This window comes from Streptomyces botrytidirepellens (genome assembly GCF_003721215.1).
In the GTDB taxonomy this organism is placed as follows: domain Bacteria; phylum Actinomycetota; class Actinomycetes; order Streptomycetales; family Streptomycetaceae; genus Streptomyces; species Streptomyces himastatinicus.
This window is the reverse complement of sequence record NZ_RIBZ01000837.1, coordinates 1-17,768: the sequence shown is the minus strand read 5'-3', so window position 1 is coordinate 17,768 and position 17,768 is coordinate 1. Positions and strand designations below refer to the sequence as shown.

15 protein-coding genes and 1 tRNA gene are annotated in these 17,768 nt (G+C 72.4%); 7 read left to right on the top strand and 9 right to left on the bottom strand.

Features of this window, described 5'->3' with window-relative positions:
• A partial coding sequence (locus tag EEJ42_RS51500) for a hypothetical protein (RefSeq protein ID WP_221179491.1) occupies positions 1-239 on the bottom strand: 239 nt, incomplete at its 3' end.
• A gap of 94 nt (positions 240-333) precedes the next feature.
• On the opposite strand from EEJ42_RS51500, the gene EEJ42_RS43595 reads away from it, so the two are divergent.
• Positions 334-1,596 carry a mannosyltransferase family protein gene (locus tag EEJ42_RS43595; RefSeq protein ID WP_425473062.1) on the top strand — a complete coding sequence of 421 codons (1,263 nt, stop codon included), beginning with the start codon at positions 334-336 and terminating at the stop codon, positions 1,594-1,596.
• 34 nt (positions 1,597-1,630) lie between these two features.
• Here the strand turns inward: EEJ42_RS43595 and hppD are convergent, their stop codons facing one another.
• Positions 1,631-2,776 (bottom strand): 4-hydroxyphenylpyruvate dioxygenase, encoded by a 1,146-nt coding sequence (hppD, locus tag EEJ42_RS43590; protein WP_123107671.1) that lies wholly within the window; start codon positions 2,774-2,776, stop codon positions 1,631-1,633.
• 134 nt (positions 2,777-2,910) lie between these two features.
• Here hppD and EEJ42_RS43585 point away from each other — a divergent pair, with 134 nt between their 5' ends.
• The 3 genes from EEJ42_RS43585 (at position 2,911) to EEJ42_RS51495 (ending at position 4,230) form a co-directional block, all read left to right on the top strand.
• Positions 2,911-3,378: an Lrp/AsnC family transcriptional regulator gene (locus EEJ42_RS43585; RefSeq protein ID WP_039938834.1), complete on the top strand. Its 468-nt coding sequence runs from the start codon at positions 2,911-2,913 to the stop codon at positions 3,376-3,378.
• A 65-nt stretch (positions 3,379-3,443) separates the two neighbouring features.
• Positions 3,444-4,037: an ArsR/SmtB family transcription factor gene (locus EEJ42_RS43580; protein ID WP_123107670.1), complete on the top strand. Its 594-nt coding sequence runs from the start codon at positions 3,444-3,446 to the stop codon at positions 4,035-4,037.
• A gap of 22 nt (positions 4,038-4,059) precedes the next feature.
• Entirely contained in the window at positions 4,060-4,230 is a 171-nt protein-coding gene (locus EEJ42_RS51495) for a hypothetical protein (RefSeq protein ID WP_184503550.1), read from the top strand.
• On the opposite strand, the gene EEJ42_RS43575 is transcribed toward EEJ42_RS51495, so the two are convergent.
• The 7 genes from EEJ42_RS43575 to EEJ42_RS43545 all read right to left on the bottom strand — a co-directional run bounded on the left by EEJ42_RS43575 (position 4,227) and on the right by EEJ42_RS43545 (position 12,132).
• The gene (locus EEJ42_RS43575) at positions 4,227-5,027 is read right to left on the bottom strand and encodes a S16 family serine protease (RefSeq protein ID WP_123107669.1); all 801 of its coding nucleotides are present in this window, start codon (positions 5,025-5,027) and stop codon (positions 4,227-4,229) included. The two genes, EEJ42_RS51495 and EEJ42_RS43575, sit on opposite strands and share 4 nt — an antisense overlap.
• A gap of 65 nt (positions 5,028-5,092) precedes the next feature.
• Positions 5,093-5,734 carry an IclR family transcriptional regulator gene (locus tag EEJ42_RS43570; protein ID WP_123107668.1) on the bottom strand — a complete coding sequence of 214 codons (642 nt, stop codon included), beginning with the start codon at positions 5,732-5,734 and terminating at the stop codon, positions 5,093-5,095.
• 198 nt (positions 5,735-5,932) lie between these two features.
• Complete coding sequence (locus EEJ42_RS43565; RefSeq protein WP_123107667.1) at positions 5,933-7,729, bottom strand: DEAD/DEAH box helicase; 1,797 nt, start codon at positions 7,727-7,729, stop codon at positions 5,933-5,935.
• A 153-nt stretch (positions 7,730-7,882) separates the two neighbouring features.
• Positions 7,883-9,367, bottom strand: coding sequence for an MFS transporter (locus EEJ42_RS43560; protein ID WP_123107666.1), 1,485 nt, complete (start codon positions 9,365-9,367; stop codon positions 7,883-7,885).
• Positions 9,368-9,464: 97 nt separating this feature from the next.
• Positions 9,465-10,517 (bottom strand): YeiH family protein, encoded by a 1,053-nt coding sequence (locus tag EEJ42_RS43555; protein ID WP_184503549.1) that lies wholly within the window; start codon positions 10,515-10,517, stop codon positions 9,465-9,467.
• 37 nt (positions 10,518-10,554) lie between these two features.
• Positions 10,555-11,115 (bottom strand): cysteine dioxygenase family protein, encoded by a 561-nt coding sequence (locus tag EEJ42_RS43550; RefSeq protein ID WP_123107665.1) that lies wholly within the window; start codon positions 11,113-11,115, stop codon positions 10,555-10,557.
• 111 nt (positions 11,116-11,226) lie between these two features.
• Complete coding sequence (locus EEJ42_RS43545; RefSeq protein ID WP_123107664.1) at positions 11,227-12,132, bottom strand: LysR family transcriptional regulator; 906 nt, start codon at positions 12,130-12,132, stop codon at positions 11,227-11,229.
• Positions 12,133-12,291: 159 nt separating this feature from the next.
• On the opposite strand from EEJ42_RS43545, the gene EEJ42_RS43540 reads away from it, so the two are divergent.
• The 3 genes from EEJ42_RS43540 to EEJ42_RS43530 all read left to right on the top strand — a co-directional run bounded on the left by EEJ42_RS43540 (position 12,292) and on the right by EEJ42_RS43530 (position 17,734).
• Positions 12,292-13,176 carry an alpha/beta fold hydrolase gene (locus tag EEJ42_RS43540; protein ID WP_123107663.1) on the top strand — a complete coding sequence of 295 codons (885 nt, stop codon included), beginning with the start codon at positions 12,292-12,294 and terminating at the stop codon, positions 13,174-13,176.
• A gap of 127 nt (positions 13,177-13,303) precedes the next feature.
• A tRNA-Cys gene (locus EEJ42_RS43535) sits at positions 13,304-13,378 on the top strand.
• A 342-nt stretch (positions 13,379-13,720) separates the two neighbouring features.
• Positions 13,721-17,734 (top strand): non-ribosomal peptide synthetase, encoded by a 4,014-nt coding sequence (locus EEJ42_RS43530; RefSeq protein ID WP_123107662.1) that lies wholly within the window; start codon positions 13,721-13,723, stop codon positions 17,732-17,734.
• The last annotated feature ends 34 nt before the right edge of the window (positions 17,735-17,768 follow it).

Genomic DNA, 17,768 nt, shown 5'->3' with positions numbered 1-17,768 from the left:
GCCGCGCTGGCGGCGGGGGCCTGCCTGGTCATCGCGGGCGGCGGCGCGGCCGCGGCCGCCCTCCTGCCGGGTAAGCCGCCGCCCGCCGCCCCGGCCACCAGCCCCTCGACGGGCCATGCGTCCACCGGCCCTTCGACGACCGGTCCTTCGTCTCCTTCGTCGTCCGGGGCCGCCACCCCGCCGACGTCGACGGGCGACCCCACCCGCGAGGGGTCCGGCGATGTGACGTACCCGCCCACGACGACGTCTCCCCCGGGGGGCAGCGCCTCCTCGACCGACCGCTGAGCCCACCCACGCACCCCATCGGCTCACCCCTACGCGAAAGATTCCCGCATGTCCGTCGCACCGCCCGAGCCGCGCCATACCGCGCCCGGCTCCGCGCCCAGCCACCCCGCGTGGTCCTCCGCGCCGCGGAAGCGGCCCTCGCCCCGCCAACGGGTCATGCGCTTCGCCCGGCTGCCCTCCCGGCTGAGCCCGGGCGACCGCGAGGTGCTGTGGCTGTATCTGCTGACCCGAATATCCATTTGGATCACCGCCTACGGCGTCCGGTGGCTGTTCCCCCCGAACGGCGACGCGCACCAGCCCTCCGCCCTCCTGGAACCCTTCGAGCGGTGGGACTGGGGGCACTACCTCCACATAGCGCGCGACGGCTACTTCCCCGGGGAGAGCGGCCCGTGGGACAAGAAGTGGGACAGCCGGGAGGCGTTCCTCCCCGGGTTCCCGATGCTGCTGCGCGCCTTACACACCGTCATCCCGAGCTGGACCGCGGCCGGGCTGCTGATCTCCTTCGTCGGCGGGGCCGTCGGTGTCCTGGCGCTGGCCCGGATCGCCCGGCTGTATCTGCCCGGCCCGGACGGCGACCGGCGCACCGTGCTGTTCTTCCTGCTCTCGCCGTGCGCGATCTTCCTGGCCGTCGGCTACACCGAGGCGCTCTTCCTCGCGTTCGCCCTGCCCGGCTGGCTCGCCGCCCAGCGGCAGCGCTGGGCCGCCGCCGCCGTTCTGACCGCCCTGTCCACCACCGTGCGGATCAGCGGCCTCTTCGTCGCCGCCGCCATCGCCGTCCACTTCGTCCTCACCGCCGCCCGCGCCCGCGGGCACTGGCGCTCGCTGCCCTGGCTGGCCCTGCCCGCGCTGCCCGCCGCGTTGTTCACCTGGTACCTGCACGCCCACACCGACGACTGGATGGCCTGGAAGCACGCCCAGGAACGCGGCTGGTTCCGCACCTTCCACACCCCCTGGGAGGGCTGGTCCCACACCTGGAACGCGGCCTTCGACGAGACGCAGACCACCGGATACGCCGCGATGTTCCAGGCGGAACTGGTGGCCATGGTCCTCGGGCTCGTCGTCCTCGGCGTACTGCTGTGGCGGCGCCGCTGGGCCGAGGCGGGCTACATCGGCATCACCCTGTGGGCGCTGGGCACCTCGTACTGGTTCATGTCCATCCCCCGCTCCACCCTGCTGTGGTGGCCCCTGTGGATCGGGCTGGCCGGGTGGAGCCTGCGCAGGCCCCGGGTCAAGACCGTCTACTTCTGCCTCGCCGCGCCCGTGAGCACCGTCTTCACCCTCGCCTTCCTGTCGGGGCGGTGGGCGGGCTGACCACGGGGCGGCGGGGCGTGCGGTCCGCGTCGGGTCAGAGGTTGCCGCGCTTTTCCTGCTCGCGCTCGATCGCCTCGAACAGCGCCTTGAAGTTCCCCTTGCCGAAGCCCATCGACCCGTGGCGCTCGATCATCTCGAAGAAGACCGTCGGCCGGTCCTGCACCGGCTTGGTGAAGATCTGCAACAGGTACCCGTCCTCGTCCCGGTCCGCGAGGATCTTCAGCTCCCGCAGGGTCTCGATCGGCACCCGCGTGTCCCCGACCCAGTCCCCCAGCGTGTCGTAGTACGAGTCGGGCGTGTCCAGGAACTGGACGCCCGCCGCGCGCATCGCGCGCACCGTCGCGACGATGTCGTTCGTGGCGAGGGCGATGTGCTGGACGCCCGGGCCGCCGTAGAACTCCAGGTACTCGTCGATCTGCGACTTCTTCTTGCCCAGGGCGGGCTCGTTCAGGGGGAACTTGACCTTCCGGGTGCCGTCCGCGACGACCTTCGACATCAGGGCGGAGTACTCGGTGGCAATGTCGTCGCCGACGAACTCCTTCATGTTGGTGAAGCCCATGACCCGGTTGTAGAAGGCCACCCACTCGTCCATGTGGCCCAGCTCGACATTGCCGACGCAGTGGTCGATGGCCTGGAACAGCCTCTTCTCGGGGCCCTGGACGATCGGCTTGGCGGCGACGTACCCGGGCAGGTACGGGCCGTCGTAGCCGGAGCGCTCCACGAACGTGTGGCGGGTGTCGCCGTAGGTACGGATCGAGGCGAGCACCACCGTCCCGTGCTCGTCCTTGACGTCGTGCGGCTCCTCGATGCCGGTGGCGCCGTGCTCCACCGCGTACGCGTACGCGGCCCGCGCGTCCGGGACCTCGACGGCGAGGTCGATCACGCCGTCGCCGTGCTCGGCCACGTGGTCGGCGAGGAAACGGCCCCAGGGGCCGGACGGCTTGATCACGGAGGTGAACACGAAGCGGGCGCTGCCCGAGACGAGGACGTAACTGGCGGTCTCCCGGCTGCCGTTCTCCGGTCCGGAGTAGGCGACGAGCTTCATGCCGAAGGCGGTGGCGTAGAAGTGGGCGGCCTGCTTGGCGTTGCCGACGGCGAAGACGACCGCATCCATGCCCTTCACCGGGAAGGGGTCTGCCTGCCGCGCGGTGGTCGGGGTGGGGTTCAGGATCTCAGTCATATAGGCAGCGTCTCCCCGTGGCTCAGGGTGCGCAACAGTTCACGGATTCGCTGGGCAGACTGCATAGCGTGGGCCGGGAGATGGGCAGCATTCTGTACAGAGTGACCACCATCACAGCTCCCCCAGGAGGCCCCATGGGAATCGACGCGCTCGACGCCCGCCTGATCGAACTGCTCGCCCGCGAGCCACGCATCGGCGTCCTGGAGGTCTCCCGCCGCCTCGGCGTCGCCCGCGGCACCGCCCAGGCGCGGCTGGACAGGTTGCGCGCCCAGGGCGTGATCCGCGGCTTCGGCCCGGACGTGGACCCGGCGGCCCTGGGCTACCCGGTCACCGCCTTCGCCACGCTGGAGATCAAACAGGGCCAGGGCCCGGACGTCCGCACCCACCTGGCCGGTGTCCCCGAGGTCCTGGAGCTGCACACCACCACGGGGGAGGGCGACATGCTCTGCCGCCTGGTCGCCCGCTCGAACGCCGACCTCCAGCGGGTGATCGACCGCGTCGTGGGCATCGAGGGCATCGTCCGCGCCTCGACGGCGATCGTGATGGAGAACCCGGTCCCGCTCCGGATCATCCCCTTGGTGCAGCAGGCGGCCGAGGACTGACGGATCCGGGAGGGTGTGCAAAAAACCCGTTGCAAAGGAGTCTTTGCACACTTACTCTGCTCCGCATGGCCCAGAGCGACGACGTGGACGACGACGTACGGGTGCTCGACCCGCGCTCCCTGCGCGGGCTCGCCCACCCCCTGCGGATGCGGCTGCTCGGCGCGCTGCGCGAGTACGGGCCCGCCACCGCCTCCCAACTCGCCGACCGGCTGGGCGAGTCCAGCGGCGCCACCAGCTACCACCTGCGGCAGCTGGCCGCCCATGGCTTCGTCACGGACGACCCGGAGCGCGGCAAGGGGCGCGAGCGGTGGTGGAAGGCGGCGCACCGTACGACGAAGGTGGGCACTGACGAGTTGCTGCGTCACCCGGACCCGTCCGTGCGCGGCGCGATGAACACCCTGCTGCACGAGGTGGCGACCACCCACGGCCAGGAGCTGTCCACCTGGCTCGGCACCCTGCACGAATGGCCCGCGGAATGGCGCGAGGGCTCGGTCATCAGCGACTACACCCTGCGCCTCACGCCCGCGCTCGCGCGGGAAATGCTCGACAAAGTGCACGAAGTGATCGAGAGCTACCGCGAGAAGGAGGTCGACCCGGACACCGAGCACTCCGCCCGGTACCGCGTCCATCTGCACGGCTTCCCGCGCGACGAGGACTGACCCGACCCCTGGGGGAGAGCGAATGTACGGCGACCACGTCCACCACTTACTGCACCGCCTGCGCGCCGAGCAGCTCCGGCGCGAGGCCGCGCACCGGCATCGGCGCACGCAACTGCTGCGGACCCGGCTCGGCTGGCGGCTCGTGGAGGTCGGGCTGCGGCTGGCGACGCCGCCAGGCCCCGTCACCTCCTAGCAGTGCGGTACCGCGCCGCCCGACTGGAGGTTGTTCAGGGCCTGCACGGCGCCGTCGAGGGTGGTGACGGGGATCAGCCGCAGGCCCTTGGGCTGCTCGGCCTCGGCGTCCTTGCACTCCGCCTTGGGGACCAGGAAGACCGTCGCGCCGTCGCGCTTGGCGGCCTGGGTCTTGAGCGGGACGCCGCCCACCGCGCCGACCTTGCCGCGGGCGTCGATCGTGCCGGTGCCCGCGATCGCGCGGCCGCCGGTGAGGTCGCCGCCGCGGCCGTTGCCGTCCAGTTTGTTGACGATGCCGAGGGAGAAAAGCAGTCCGGCGCTGGGGCCGCCCACATCCGCGAGGCGCAGCTTCACCTTGACGTCGCCGGGCGACTTGTGGAGGTAGCCGAGGGCGGCGCTGGTAGCCGTGTTCTGCGACTTCCGCATCTCGTCGGCGTTGTGCTGCTGGATCTCCTCGGTCGTGTCGCCCACGTACACCGCCTCGCGCGGCAGCACGGCGCGGTCGGTGCGGAACCAGCCGCTGAGCACGTCCCCCAGACGGACGGTGGCGTCCGGTCCGGTCGCCGCGATCGTCGTCATCCGCAGCTGGCCCTTGGTCTTACGGGTGTCGCTCCCCGAGATGGTGATCACCTGCTTGCCGCCGTCCGCACCGAGGACGTTCACGGTGGTGCCCGGCTGGGCCACGGTGAACGGCAGGGGGGCGAGCGCGGCGACCGCCAGCAGGATGGCCACGAGCGCGGCGCAGACGGCGAGGATCCTGGCGCGGGGCGAGAGGGCGCGGAGGGAGACGGCAGGCATAGGAGTGAATTTAGTTGACCGGCGGGACGGCTGACGCGCCCCCCTGGTCAACGTAAGGCCGATCGTCACCTCAGGGCGTCCGCGACCTCCCGCGCCGCGTCCACCACGCGCGGGCCGACCCGCTCCGGCACCGCGTCGCACAGCATCACCACGCCTACGCTGCCCTCGAGCCCGGTCACCCCGATCAGCGGGGCGGCCGCGCCGCTGGCGCCCGCCTCCAGCTCACCGTGGGTGAGCGCGTACCCGGGGTCGTCGGGGCGGCCCGCGCGGGCGGCGAGGATCGCGCGCCCGGCGGCGCCCCGGTCCAGCGGATGCCGGAAACCGGGCCGGTAGGCGACGTGGTAGTCGGTCCAGGTCGGCTCGACGACCGCGACGGCGAGCGCCTCGGTGCCGTCGACCAGGGTGAGGTGGGCGGTGGCGCCGATGTCCTCGGCGAGGGACCGCAGCGCGGGCAGCGCCGCCTCCCGCACCAGCGGATGCACCTGGCGGCCGAGCTGGAGCACCCCGAGCCCGACCCGCGCCCGCCCGCCGATGTCGCGGCGCACCAGGGAGTGCTGTTCGAGGGTGGCCAGCAGCCGGTAGACGACGGTGCGGTTGACGCCGAGCTTGGTGGACAGCTCGGTCACGGTCAGCCCGTGGTCGGTGTCGGCGAGCAGTTTCAGGACACGCAGTCCCCGGTCGAGCGTCTGTGAGGTCTCCGCGGTCACGACGCCCCCTCCTCGGTGATGAGTGGCGGCTCCCCGCGAAGGTGCTCCGCCGGTCGCGGCGATACGCACCGGCTGCACTCCGCGGCGACGCTGCCACGGGGCGTGTGCGTGCACGAACCGTAGCGAGCGGGTCCGCTCAGCGGAAGTGGTTGTCCAGAATCCGAGCAGATCCCTCGCTCACCGCACACGACACGGAGGTCACCGCATCCGGGTGGCCCACTCCTGCACCTTCTTGATGCGCTCGCGGATCTGCCCCGCCGTCGCCTCCGCGCTCGGCGGACCGCCGCAGACCCGGCGCAGCTCGGTGTGGATCACGCCGTGCGGTTTGCCGCTCTGGTGGACGTACGCCCCCACCAGCGTGTTGAGCTGCTTCCGCAGCTCCAGCAGCTCCTTGTGGGTGACCACCGGGCGCCGCTCCGCGGGCATCTCCAGCAGATCTGCCTCCGCGTCCGGCTTCTTGCGGCTGTGCGCGATCTGCTTGGCCTGTCGCTTCTGGAGCAGCATCTGCACCTGGTCGGGTTCGAGGAGCCCGGGGATGCCGAGGTAGTCCTGCTCCTCGTCGCTGCCGGGGTGCGCCTGCATGCCGAACTCGGCGCCGTCGTACAGCACCCGGTCGAAGACCGCGTCCGACTCCAGCGCCTCGAAGGGCAGCGCGTCCTGCTCGCCGGTGTCCTCGTCCTGCTGCTTCTCGGCCTCTTCGAGGAGCTTCTCCTCCTCCGCGTACGGGTTCTCCTCCTCGCCGTCCTTCTTCGGCTTGTCGAGGACGTGGTCGCGCTCGACCTCCATCTCGTTGGCGAAGCCGAGCAGCATCGGGATGGTGGGCAGGAAGACGGACGCGGTCTCGCCGCGCCGCCGCGACCGTACGAAACGGCCGACGGCCTGGGCGAAGAACAGCGGGGTGGAGATGGTGGTCGCGTACACCCCGACCGCGAGCCGCGGCACGTCCACGCCCTCGGACACCATGCGGACCGCGACCATCCAGCGGTCGTCGGAGTGGGTGAAGTCCTCGATGCGCTGCGAGGCGGCGTCCTCGTCGGACAGCACCAGGGTGGCCTTGCTGCCGGTGATCTCGCGGATCAGCTTGGCGTACGCGCGCGCCGAGTCCTGGTCGGAGGCGATGACGAGGGCGCCCGCGTCCGGGATGGCCTTGCGGACCTCGGACAGCCGGTGGTCGGCGGCGCGCAGCACGTTCGGCATCCACTCGCCGCGCGGGTCGAGCGCGGTGCGCCACGCCTGGGAGACCGCGTCCTTGGTCATCGGCTCGCCGAGCCGGGCCGCGATCTCGTCGCCCGCCTTGGTGCGCCAGCGCATGTTGCCGCTGTAGGAGAGGAAGATGACGGGCCGCACGACGCCGTCGTTCAGGGCGTTGCCGTAGCCGTACGTGTAGTCGGCGGAGGAGCGGCGGATGCCGTCGTTGCCCTCTTCGTAGGTGACGAAGGGGATGGGGTTGGTGTCCGACCGGAAGGGCGTGCCGGTGAGCGCGAGCCGGCGGGTCGCGGGCTCGAACGCCTCCAGGCACGCCTCGCCCCAGGAGCGGGAGTCACCGGCGTGGTGGATCTCGTCGAGGATGACGAGCGTCTTGCGCTGCTCGATCCGGTTGCGGTGCAGCATGGGCCGCACGCCGACGCCCGCGTACGTCACGGCGATGCCGTGGTACTCCCGGCCCAGCGGACCCGCGCTGTACTCCGGGTCCAGCTTGATGCCGATGCGGGCCGCGGCCTCGGCCCACTGCTTCTTCAGGTGCTCGGTCGGCGCGACGACCGTCACCTGCTGCACGACGTGGTGGTGCATCAGCCAGGAGGCGAGCGTCAGCGCGAACGTCGTCTTGCCGGCGCCGGGGGTCGCCACCGCAAGGAAGTCCCGCGGCTGCTCCTCGATGTACTTGTCCAACGCGCCCTGCTGCCAGGCGCGCAGCTTGCTCGCGGTACCCCAGGGCGCCCGTCCGGGGAAGGCGGGCGAGAGGTGATGGCTGGTGGAGGCGGCAGTAGTACTCACGGTCTCCGTCAGGCTGGCTCGGTGGGGTCGATCGGGAACCGCGTCAGCCTACCGGTGCCGCCCTTCACGCTTCGGGGGTACGCCCCGATCCCACCCGAGGGTGGGATCAGGGTCACACCCGTCGGGATCGGACTCGCCCCCCGTACCGCGGCGTCACCGCTGTGCCGGACGTGGCCGCAGGCGGGTGGTGACCCAGGCACCGGCCAGGGCCACCGTCGCCATCGCGACGTAGACGGCGGTGAAGGCGGCCGGGTGGGAGGAGGCGGCGGCCGGGGTGGGAGTCGCGTCGGTGGTGGGGGCGATCGCGGCGCCGCCGAAGGCGACGAAGAGGACACCGCTCAGGCCGACGAGGGTGATGTTGCCGAGCGCGTCGGAGACCTGGAGCGAGGAGGAGTTGCTGCCCGCCTCCTCGGGCCGGGACAGCTTCAGCATCAGCACGCTCGCGCTGGAGATGGTCATCCCCATCCCGTAGCCGCCGACCGCCCAGGCGACGGCGACGGTCCACACCGGGACGGAGGCGGCGAGCGCGAGCGGCACCAGGGCGATGGCCACGGCGATCAGCAGCATGCCCAGCCCCATCAGCCGCTCCCGGTACGGCTCCAGCCGGGCCCGGCTCTGGGTGTACGAGCCGAGCGCCCAGGTCAGCCCGCCGCCCGCGAGGGCGAGCCCGGCGGCGGTCGCGGACAGGCCGCGCTGGGTGACCAGCATCAGCGGGACGAAGCTCTCCGCGCCCAGGAAGGCGCCCGCCGCGACCCCGCGCAGCAGCACCACCGACGGCAGCCCGCGGGCCGCGCGGAAGGTGCCCGCGGGGAGCAGCCGCAGCACGCACGGCACGAGCAGCGCGAGCCCGGCGGCGGCCGGGAGGAGGGAGTACCAGGCCAGGTCCTGGGCCGCGTACTGGAGCAGCCCGGCGCCGCCCGCGACGGCCAGCGCGAGCAGGATCCGGCGGCGGTCCATGGCCGGGGAGCGGCCGCCGGGCGGCAGGGTGCGCAGGGCCGGGAGCATCACCGCGAGCGGCGGCAGCACCAGCACCGGAATGGACAGGAACACCCAGCGCCACCCGGCCTGTTCGGTGACCGTCCCGGCGACGACCGGCCCGACGAGGACCGGCAGCACCCACGCGGCGGAGAAGGAGGCCAGCACGGCGGGCTGGAGCCGCCGCGGATAGGCGCGGCCGACGACGACGTACAGCGCGACGATCACCAGCCCGCCGCCGATGCCCTGGACGGCGCGCCCGCCCACGAACATCCACATCCGCTGCGCCGTCCCCGCGACCACCAGTCCCGCGCCGAACGCCACGATGCCGCCGACCAGCGGCGGGAGCGGCCCCTTGCGGTCGCACCACTCCCCCGACAGCGCCATCGCGAACAGGCTCGCGGTGAAGTAGGCGGAGAAGGCGTACGCGTACAGCTCGACCCCGTCCAGGGCGCGGGCCGCGATCGGCATGGCGGTGTTGACCGCGCTCGCCTCGAAAGCGATGAGGGAGACGACGGTGACGATGCCGAGGGTCAGCGCGCGGTGGCGGCGGCCGAGGATGGTGTCATCCCCGGTGTCCGGGTCCGCGGCCGGGGCCGGGTCCGGCTCGGCCGTGCGCGAGGTGGTGCTCCGTTCGGCGTCGGGCGGGTCGAGTGCGGTCATGCCGGTCAGCGTAAGAGCCGTGGACCGGGGTGACACCTGTCGGAAGTCGGTGGTGCGCCTCGGGCCTTGGACGTACGCCGTCGGGTCCCCGGTTGCGTCAGGTGGTGAGCAGCACGCCCGCGTACGAGACGCCCGCGATCACTCCCCAGGCGCACAGGCCCAGCGCCGCGACCCGGGCGCCGGTGCGGGTGAGGGAGGGGAGGTGGACCGCGCTGCCGAGGCCGAAGAGGGCGGCGGCGAGCAGGAGTTCCTGGCCGGTGGCGGCGGCGTCGAGCGCGGTGGCGGACGGCAGGCCGGTGCTGCGCAGCGCGACCATGCAGAGGAACCCGGCCACGAAGAGCGGCACCAGCGGGGGCCGCCGGGTCCCGGCGGTGGTGGTGCGCCGGGCTCCGGCCCGGGTCCGTACGGACACGGCGAGCGCGGCGACGAGCGGGGCGAGCAGCGCCACCCGCATCAGCTTGACCAGCACCGCTTCCTTCAGCGCCGCGGGCCCGGCGGTCTGTGCGGCCGCCACGACCTGGCCGACGTCGTGCACGCTCGCGCCCACCCAGCGGCCGAACTGCGCGTCGCCGAGGCCCAGGGGCTGCTGGAGCAGGGGCAGTACGGCGATGGCGAGCGTGCCGCACAGCGTCACCAGCGCGACGGAGGTGGCCACGTCCCGTTCGTCACTGTCGGACACCTCGCTGACCGCGCCGATCGCGGACGCGCCGCAGATCGAGTAGCCGGTGGCGATCAGCAGCGGCTGGTCGCCGCGCAGCCCCATCCGGCGGCCGAGCCACCAGGTGCCGCCGAAGGTGGCGGCGACCACGCAGAACACCATCGCGACGGTTGCCCAGCCGAGGCCGAGGACGTCGTCCAGGCTGAGCTTCAGGCCGAGCAGCACGATGCCGAGCCGCATCAGCCGCTTCCCGGCGAGGGAGAGCCCGGCCCGGCCGCGGCCCCGGACGAGCCCCCGGGTGCCGGGCAGGTGCGCGGCGCCGATGCCGAGCACGACGGCGGCGGTGAGCAGCGGTACGGCGGGCACGGCCCGGTGCACCGCCCACGCGGCCGCGACCCCGCACACGGCCAGCCCGAGCCCGTACGCGGCGGCGGGCATCCGACGGCGGGGAGCCACCACGGCGGTCGCGCCGGGCGCCCCTGTCACCGCCATGCCGTCACCGCCGTCGCGTGTATGACGTACGGCCCGGTCACAGGTCGTCCACCGCGGGGGCCTCGTACACCCGCCGGACGCTGCTGCCCAGCCGCACGATGTCCGCGCCGTAGACGTGGATCGAGATCGCCTTGGTGCCGCAGGCGTTCCACACCCTGTGGATATCGCCGGGCGGGGCGAAGCCGCAGACCGCGCCCTGCGGGTTGATCACGTCCTCCACGGCGACCAGCCGGGAGGCCGGGCCGTCGGGGACGAGGCGGTAGCGGCGTTCGTGCTCCTCGCCCTCGTGGACGCCGGTGACGCACCAGGACACATGGTCGTGGACGGCCGTGCGCTGGCCGGGCAGCCACACCAGGGCGACGACGGAGAAGCTGCCGTCGGGCTCGGCGTGCAGCACGTGCTGGCGGTAGCGGTCGGGATCGCCCTCGCGCTGGGCGGGGGTGAGCAGATCGGGCGTGCCGAGGTAGGGGGCGAGGCGTTCGCCCACCAGGTAGGCGGTCACATCGGGCGGCAGGCCGCGTCCGACGGCCTCGCGGACGCCGTCGACGAAGGCGCCGATGGGGGCCGTGACACGAGAGGACGGATACGCGGTGGTCATATCGGCAGCGTGCGGACGGACGGCCCATCACGTCCAACGACGAATTGTTGGGCGGGGGTCAACTTCCGCTTATATATGGGCCCTTGTGCGGGCCCTTGTACGAAGGGGGCGTCAGCAGCCGACCCGGTTCCCGGCCACGGTCTTCAGCTCCTCCAGCACCCGCGCCGTCGCCGGGATCTCCAGGTGTTCCCGCAGGACGTACGCGGAGACATGGCGCCGCGACGCCGGTTCGAGGGCGCGCCCGGTGACCTTGCTGTGGCAGAGGAAGGACAGCACCAGCCCCGGCATCATCGCGACGCCGAGCCCGGACGCGACCATGCTCTGCACCACCAGGTTGTCGTCGGTGGTGAAGGCGATGTCGGGCGCGAAGCCCTGCTCGGCGCATTCGTGCAGGAAGTTGGCGCGGCAGCGCAGGCATCCGGCGATCCACCGCTCCCCGCTCAGCTCGGCGAGCTTGACGGCCCGCCGCCGGGCCAGCGGATGCCCGCTCGGCAGCAGGACCGTCAGCTGGTCCTCCATCAGCGGGATCTCGACGAGTTCGGAGGGCGCCTCCTCGCGCAGCCCGGGATAGGTGAAGGCGAGGGTGATGTCGCATTCGCCGCGGACGAGGCGGTCGAGCGAGTCCGGCGGCTCCCCCTCCAGCAGGTCGACCCGCACCCCGGGGTGGGCGGCGGCGAGGCGGGCCATGGCCTCGGGGATGAGCGTGGCGTTGGCGCTGGGGAACGCGCACACCCGCACCCGTCCGGCGCGCAACCGGGTGATGGCGTTCATCTGGGCCTGGGCGGCGGAGATGGAGGAGAGGATGGTGTCGGCGTGCCGGGCGAGCGTCTCGCCCGCCTCGGTGAGCCGCATGCCGCGGCCGACGCGGATGAACAGCGGGCTGCCGACGGTCCGTTCGAGCGCCTTCATCTGCTGCGTTATGGCCGGCTGGGTATAGCCGAGCTCTCGGGCGGCAGCCGAGTAGGAACCGGCGCGCACCACCTCGTGGAACGTCCTGATGTGCCGGGAATCGAACACACCGGCATCATAGAGGGAAAACATAAGCGCGTTTTGGGGGAATGGAACATCACCCCTCCCGGCGCTTTTGAGTCACCCTGCCCCTCCCGCCCCTCCCCGCATCACCCGATCTCCGACGTCACCCCGCCGACATCCCCTCCGATCAGGCAGGCTGGCCTTATGCCGCACTACACGTCGTACGACCAAACGGAGCTGGCCTACCGCGTCCTGGAGGCCCGCGACGGGTCCGCGCGGCCGCCGCTGATCTGCCTGGCCGGGGGCCCGGGGCGGAACGCCGCGTACCTGGGCGACCTCGGCGGTCTCGACGCGCACCGCACCCTGGTCATCCCCGACAGCCGCGGCACCGGGGACTCGCCGCCCGCGGCCGATCCGAGCCAGTACGCGTTCCCGGGGCTGGCCGAGGACCTGGAGGCACTCCGCCGCCACCTCGGGCTCACCCGCTTCGCGCTGCTCGCCCACGACGCGGCGGCGGCCACGGCACAGGCGTACGCGGCGGCCCACCCGGACCACCTCACCCATCTGGTCCTGGTCTGCCCGGGCGCGCGGATGCAGGGCGAACTGCCCGAGGACGCCCGGGAGATCTTCGAGTCGCGCGCCGACGAGCCGTGGTGGCAGGAGGCGTACGTGGCGATCCAGATGCTGCCGGACACCACCGACCTCGCCGAGGTGCGGGAGCTGCTGCTGAAGGCCGCCCCGATGGCGTACGGCCGCTGGGAGGAGCCGCAGCAGGCGCACGCGGCGGCCGAGGGCGAGCAGCTGGGCCCGGTGCCGCGCGCGGGCTTCTGGCAGGGCGTGGACGAGGCGGGCCGCCGCGCGGTGCTGGCGCGGCTGCGCGAGGTGCCGTGCCCGGTGCTGGTGATCACCGGGGACCGGGACGCGGTGACCGGGGTGCGGGCCGGGGAGCTGGTCGCGGAGTCGTTCCCGGCCGGGCGCGCCCGGCCGCTGCACGGCGTGGGGCACTACCCCTGGGTGGACGAACCGGAGCTGTTCGGCCCCGTGGTGGAGGACTTCCTGGAGCACCCGCACGCGCCCGGCGGCCCCTGACAACCGTGCCCGCGGCCGCGTGTGAACGGCCGTTGTGAACGGCGTATGTCAGTCATATGGCAGCGCCCGCCGAACCATTGATGCCCCCTGAACCGCTCCGTATGGTCGTCAGCACGAGCACGACATTGGCCGTGTGCCCGAGTGGTTCAGGGGCTCGCCTGCAAAGCGAGTTACGCGGGTTCGAATCCCGCCACGGCCTCCACAGCGCCCCCGCGCTCCCCCGGCCCTCCCGGGCCGCTCATCCGCGCCCGTCCGGCCGCCGCTCGGTCCGTCTCTCGGCCTCTCCGTCGGTGAACTAGCGGAAACCCTCTGGACACATAGGCCTTACGAGGCGCATGCTCAGTTTCGCGAACGGGGTTCACGCAACTGGCCCCCTGACCTTTTTCACATTCTCCCCACTGAATGGTCTCCGACCCCCCGCAGTGAGTGCGTTTTCGACGCATAGGGTCACAGTGGTGCCTGCAGTCCGGAGCGGAGAACCCCCGGTGACTGAACAGGCACCCTTTGTTTCGACCTGCGATCCTGTGTTCCGTCTGGGGGAAATGTGCAGCCCGCCGTACCGGCCACCCATCTGCCACTGTCGACCGGCCAGAGCGAGATCTGGTTCATTCAGCAGCTGGAGCCGCCGGAGAGCACGACGTTCAAGGTCGGCGAATACCTTGAGATCCAAGGCCCCATAGACACCGCGATTTTCGAGAGGGCACTGCGTCAGGCCGTCGCGGAAGCCGAGCCGTACAACGTCCGGGTCGGCGAGGACGACGGAGTGCCCTGGCAGGTCCTCGACCCGGTGACCGACTGGGACTTCCCGGTCCTCGACCTGAGCGGCGAGCCCGACCCGCACGCCGCCGCCGTCCGCTGGATGAAGCACGACCTGGCCACCGGGCTGGAGCTGGACGCCCACCCGCTGTTCTCGTTCGCCCTGCTCAAGCTGAGCGACGACTGCTTCTTGTGGTACCAGGGCACCCACCACATCGTGTCCGACGCGGGCAGCGCCGCCCTGCTGGGGCGGCGCACCGCCGAGATCTACACCGCGCTCACCGAAGGCGCCGACCCGGCCGCGGGAGAAACCGTTTTCGGCTCCCTGCGGACCATGCTCGACCGGGACGAGGAATACCGGTCGTCGGAGGATTTCGCCAAGGACCGCGCGTACTGGATGGAACACTTCGCGGATTCCCCGGAACCCGCCCGGCTTTCCGGCCGCCCCGGCGACGACCTCTCCAGCGTGCTGCGGGAGACCGCTTACCTGACCGAGGAGGAAGCGGTCGAGCTGCGCGCCGCGGCGCGTAAATACGCGACGCACTGGTCGGCGATGATTATCGCGGCGACCGCCACCTATCTGCATCGATTGACCGGTAAATCGGACATCATTCTGACGCTGCCGGTCACCGCCCGGACCGATGCCACACTGCGCGGGATTCCGGGGATGTTCGCCAATGTGGTGCCGCTGCGCATCCAGGTGCGCTCGGATATGCGGATACGGGATCTGGTGCGGCAGGTCTCGCGGGAAGTCCGGCAGGCGCTGCGCCATCAGCGCTACCGCCATATCGACCTGGCCCGGGATCTCCACCTCCCGGACGGCGGAAACGGCTTCCTCGGCCCGCACGTCAATATCATGACGTACGACTACGACTTCGACTTCGCGGGACATCGCGTCATCGGGCACAACCTGTCCAACGGAACCGTCGAAGACCTCTCGATCATGGGATACGACCGGTCCGACGGCAGCGGTATCCGCATCGACCTCAACGCGAACTCCAACCTCTACACCGCCGACGGTCTCATCGCCCACCGCGAGCGGTACCTGGAACTCCTGCGCACCCTCTCCGACACCTCCGACAAGGAGCGCACCGTCGGCGCCCTCGAGCTGCTGTCCGCCGAGGAGCGGCGGCGCGCGGCCGAGGAGTGGAACGACACCGCGCACCCCACCTCGGGCACCACGCTGCCCGGGCTCTTCGCGGCGCAGGCCGCCCGCACGCCCGACGCCGAGGCCGTCGTCTTCGGCGACACCCGGCTGAGCTACGCCGAGCTGGACCGCGCCGCCGACCGGCTGGCCCGTCGCCTGACCGCGCGCGGCGCGGGGCCGGAGCGCACCGTCGCCGTCGCCCTGCCCCGCTCCCCCGAGCTGGTCGTCGCCCTGCTGGCGGTACTCAAGTCGGGCGCCGCGTATCTGCCGCTGGAGCTGGACTACCCGGCCGACCGGCTGGCGTTCATGCTCGACGACGCCGCGCCCGCCCTCCTCGTCACCCGCGCCGAGCACGCCGAGCAGCTGCCCGCGGCGGAGGGGCCGGACGGGGTCGAGCGGCTGCTGCTGGACGACGCCGACGTGTCCGGGGAGGCCGACGCACCGCAGGTGGCGCTCGACCCCGAACACCCCGCGTACGTCATCTACACCTCCGGCTCCACCGGCCGCCCCAAGGGCGTCCTGGTCCCCCACCGCGCCATCGTCAACTGCCTGGAGTGGATGCAGGGCAGCCACCCCCTCACCCCCGAGGACCGGCTGCTCCAGAAGACCCCGGCCGGATTCGACGCCTCGGTCGCGGAGTTCTTCTGGCCGCTGGTCAGCGGCGCCACCCTGGTGCTCGCCCAGCCCGGCGGCCACAAGGACCCCGCGTACCTCGTGCGCACCGTCCGCGAAGAGCGCATCACCACCCTCCAGTTCGTGCCGTCGATGCTCCGCGCCTTCCTCGCCGAGCCGGACGTCGCCGAGCGGTGCGCCGCCAGCCTGCGCCAGGTGTTCTGCGGCGGCGAGGCGCTGCCGCGCGAGACGGCCGACCGCTTCCACCGCCTGCTGCCCGGCATACCGCTGCACAACGTGTACGGGCCCACCGAGGCCACCGTCGACATCAGCGCCCACACCTGCGAGCCCGGCTCATGCGGCCCGGTCCCGATCGGCGCCCCGGTGTGGAACAGCCGCCTGTACGTCCTCGACTCCGCCCTGCGGCACGCCCCCGCCGGGGCCGTCGGCGAGGTCTACCTGGCCGGGCCGCAGCTCGCCCGCGGCTACCACGACCGGTCGTCGCTGACCGCCGAGCGCTTCGTCCCCGACCCGTACGGCCACCTCTTCGGCGCGCCCGGCGCCCGCATGTACCGCACCGGCGACCTGGCCCGGCGGCTGCCGGACGGCGGGGTCGCCTACCTGGGCCGCTCCGACGACCAGGTCAAGCTGCGCGGCTTCCGCATCGAGACCGGCGAGGTCGAGGCCGCCCTGCGCGCCCTGCCGGACGTCGCCGAGGCCGCGGCCATCGTCCGCGAGGACCAGCCCGGCGACCAGCGTCTCGTGGCCTATCTGACGGCCGAGGGCGGCACCGCGCCGTGCGTCGCCACCGCCCGCGAGATGCTGCACCGCGACCTGCCCGAGCACATGGTGCCCACCGCGTTCATGGTGCTCGACACGCTGCCGCTGAGCCCCAACGGCAAGCTGGACCGGGCCGCGCTGCCCGTGCCCTCCCACGAGGCCGCCCGCGGCGGCCGCGCGCCCCGCACCCCCCGCGAGGAGACGCTGTGCGCGCTCTTCGGCGAGGTGCTGGGCGTCCCCGACGTCACCATCGACGACGACTTCTTCCTGCTCGGCGGCCACTCCCTGCTCGCCTCCAAGCTGGCCAGTCAGGCGCGGACCGCCCTGGACACCGAGCTGTCGATGCGGGACCTGTTCGAGGCCCCGACCGTCGCCCGCCTGGTGGCCCGCCTCGACGAGGCCACCGCCGCCGACGCGCCCCAGCTGCACCCGCTCGACACCCTGCTGCCGCTGCGCGGCGAGGGCGGGCGCCCGCCGCTGTTCTGCGTCCACCCCGGCGGCGGCCTCGGCTGGTCGTACACCGGTCTGATGCGCCACCTCGCGCCCGACCAGCCCGTCTACGCCCTCCAGGCGCGCGGCCTGACCGAGCCCGACGTGCTGCCCGCCAACGTCCAGGAGATGGCCGCCGACTACCTGGACCAGATCCGCACCGTCCAGCCCACCGGCCCGTACCACCTGCTCGGCTGGTCCTTCGGCGGGCTCATCGCGCACGCCATGGCCACCCGGCTCCAGAGCGAGGGCGAAGAGGTCGCCACCCTCACCGTCATCGACGCCTACCCCGACAACGACCAGGCCCTGCCCGACCTCCCGGACCTGGGCAAGCGCCAGTGGCTCGGCGTCCTGCTGGACAACATCGGCGGCGGCGACATCTTCGCCCCCGGCTGGCTGGAGGCCCACCCCGACGGCATCGACGACGGCGACCAGCTGGTCGACGACCTCAGCCGCGAAACCGGCCTGCCGAAGCGGCTCCTGGAGGGCCGGCACGGCTTCCCGCTGCTCGACATCTTCTTCAACGACCAGGAGCTGATGCGCAAGTTCGCCCCCGAGCGCTTCGAGGGCGACCTGCTCCTCTTCACGGCCGACGAGGACATCCCGGGCTACGAGCGCGACGCGCTGCACGTCCCGGAGTCCTGGCAGCCGTACGTGTCCGGCGAGGTCGAGGTCCACGGCGTCCCGGCCCACCACTACCACCTGCTGCGCGAGGAAGCCCTGACCCTGATCGGCCCGAAGGTGGCCCAGGCCCTGGACGCCACCCGCGCCTGACCGGAGCCCGGGCGGGGCGCCGCGGGGCGCCCCG

Excerpts from the sequence above, each read along its gene's own strand:
- EEJ42_RS43595 (WP_425473062.1), top strand. The coding sequence starts at position 334 with ATGTCCGTCGCACCGCCCGAGCCGCGCCATACCGCGCCCGGCTCCGCG.
- hppD (WP_123107671.1), bottom strand. The coding sequence starts at position 2,776 with ATGACTGAGATCCTGAACCCCACCCCGACCACCGCGCGGCAGGCAGAC.
- EEJ42_RS43585 (WP_039938834.1), top strand. The coding sequence starts at position 2,911 with ATGGGAATCGACGCGCTCGACGCCCGCCTGATCGAACTGCTCGCCCGC.
- EEJ42_RS43580 (WP_123107670.1), top strand. The coding sequence starts at position 3,444 with ATGGCCCAGAGCGACGACGTGGACGACGACGTACGGGTGCTCGACCCG.
- EEJ42_RS51495 (WP_184503550.1), top strand. The coding sequence starts at position 4,060 with ATGTACGGCGACCACGTCCACCACTTACTGCACCGCCTGCGCGCCGAG.
- EEJ42_RS43575 (WP_123107669.1), bottom strand. The coding sequence starts at position 5,027 with ATGCCTGCCGTCTCCCTCCGCGCCCTCTCGCCCCGCGCCAGGATCCTC.
- EEJ42_RS43560 (WP_123107666.1), bottom strand. The coding sequence starts at position 9,367 with ATGACCGCACTCGACCCGCCCGACGCCGAACGGAGCACCACCTCGCGC.
- EEJ42_RS43555 (WP_184503549.1), bottom strand. The coding sequence starts at position 10,517 with ATGGCGGTGACAGGGGCGCCCGGCGCGACCGCCGTGGTGGCTCCCCGC.
- EEJ42_RS43550 (WP_123107665.1), bottom strand. The coding sequence starts at position 11,115 with ATGACCACCGCGTATCCGTCCTCTCGTGTCACGGCCCCCATCGGCGCC.
- EEJ42_RS43540 (WP_123107663.1), top strand. The coding sequence starts at position 12,292 with ATGCCGCACTACACGTCGTACGACCAAACGGAGCTGGCCTACCGCGTC.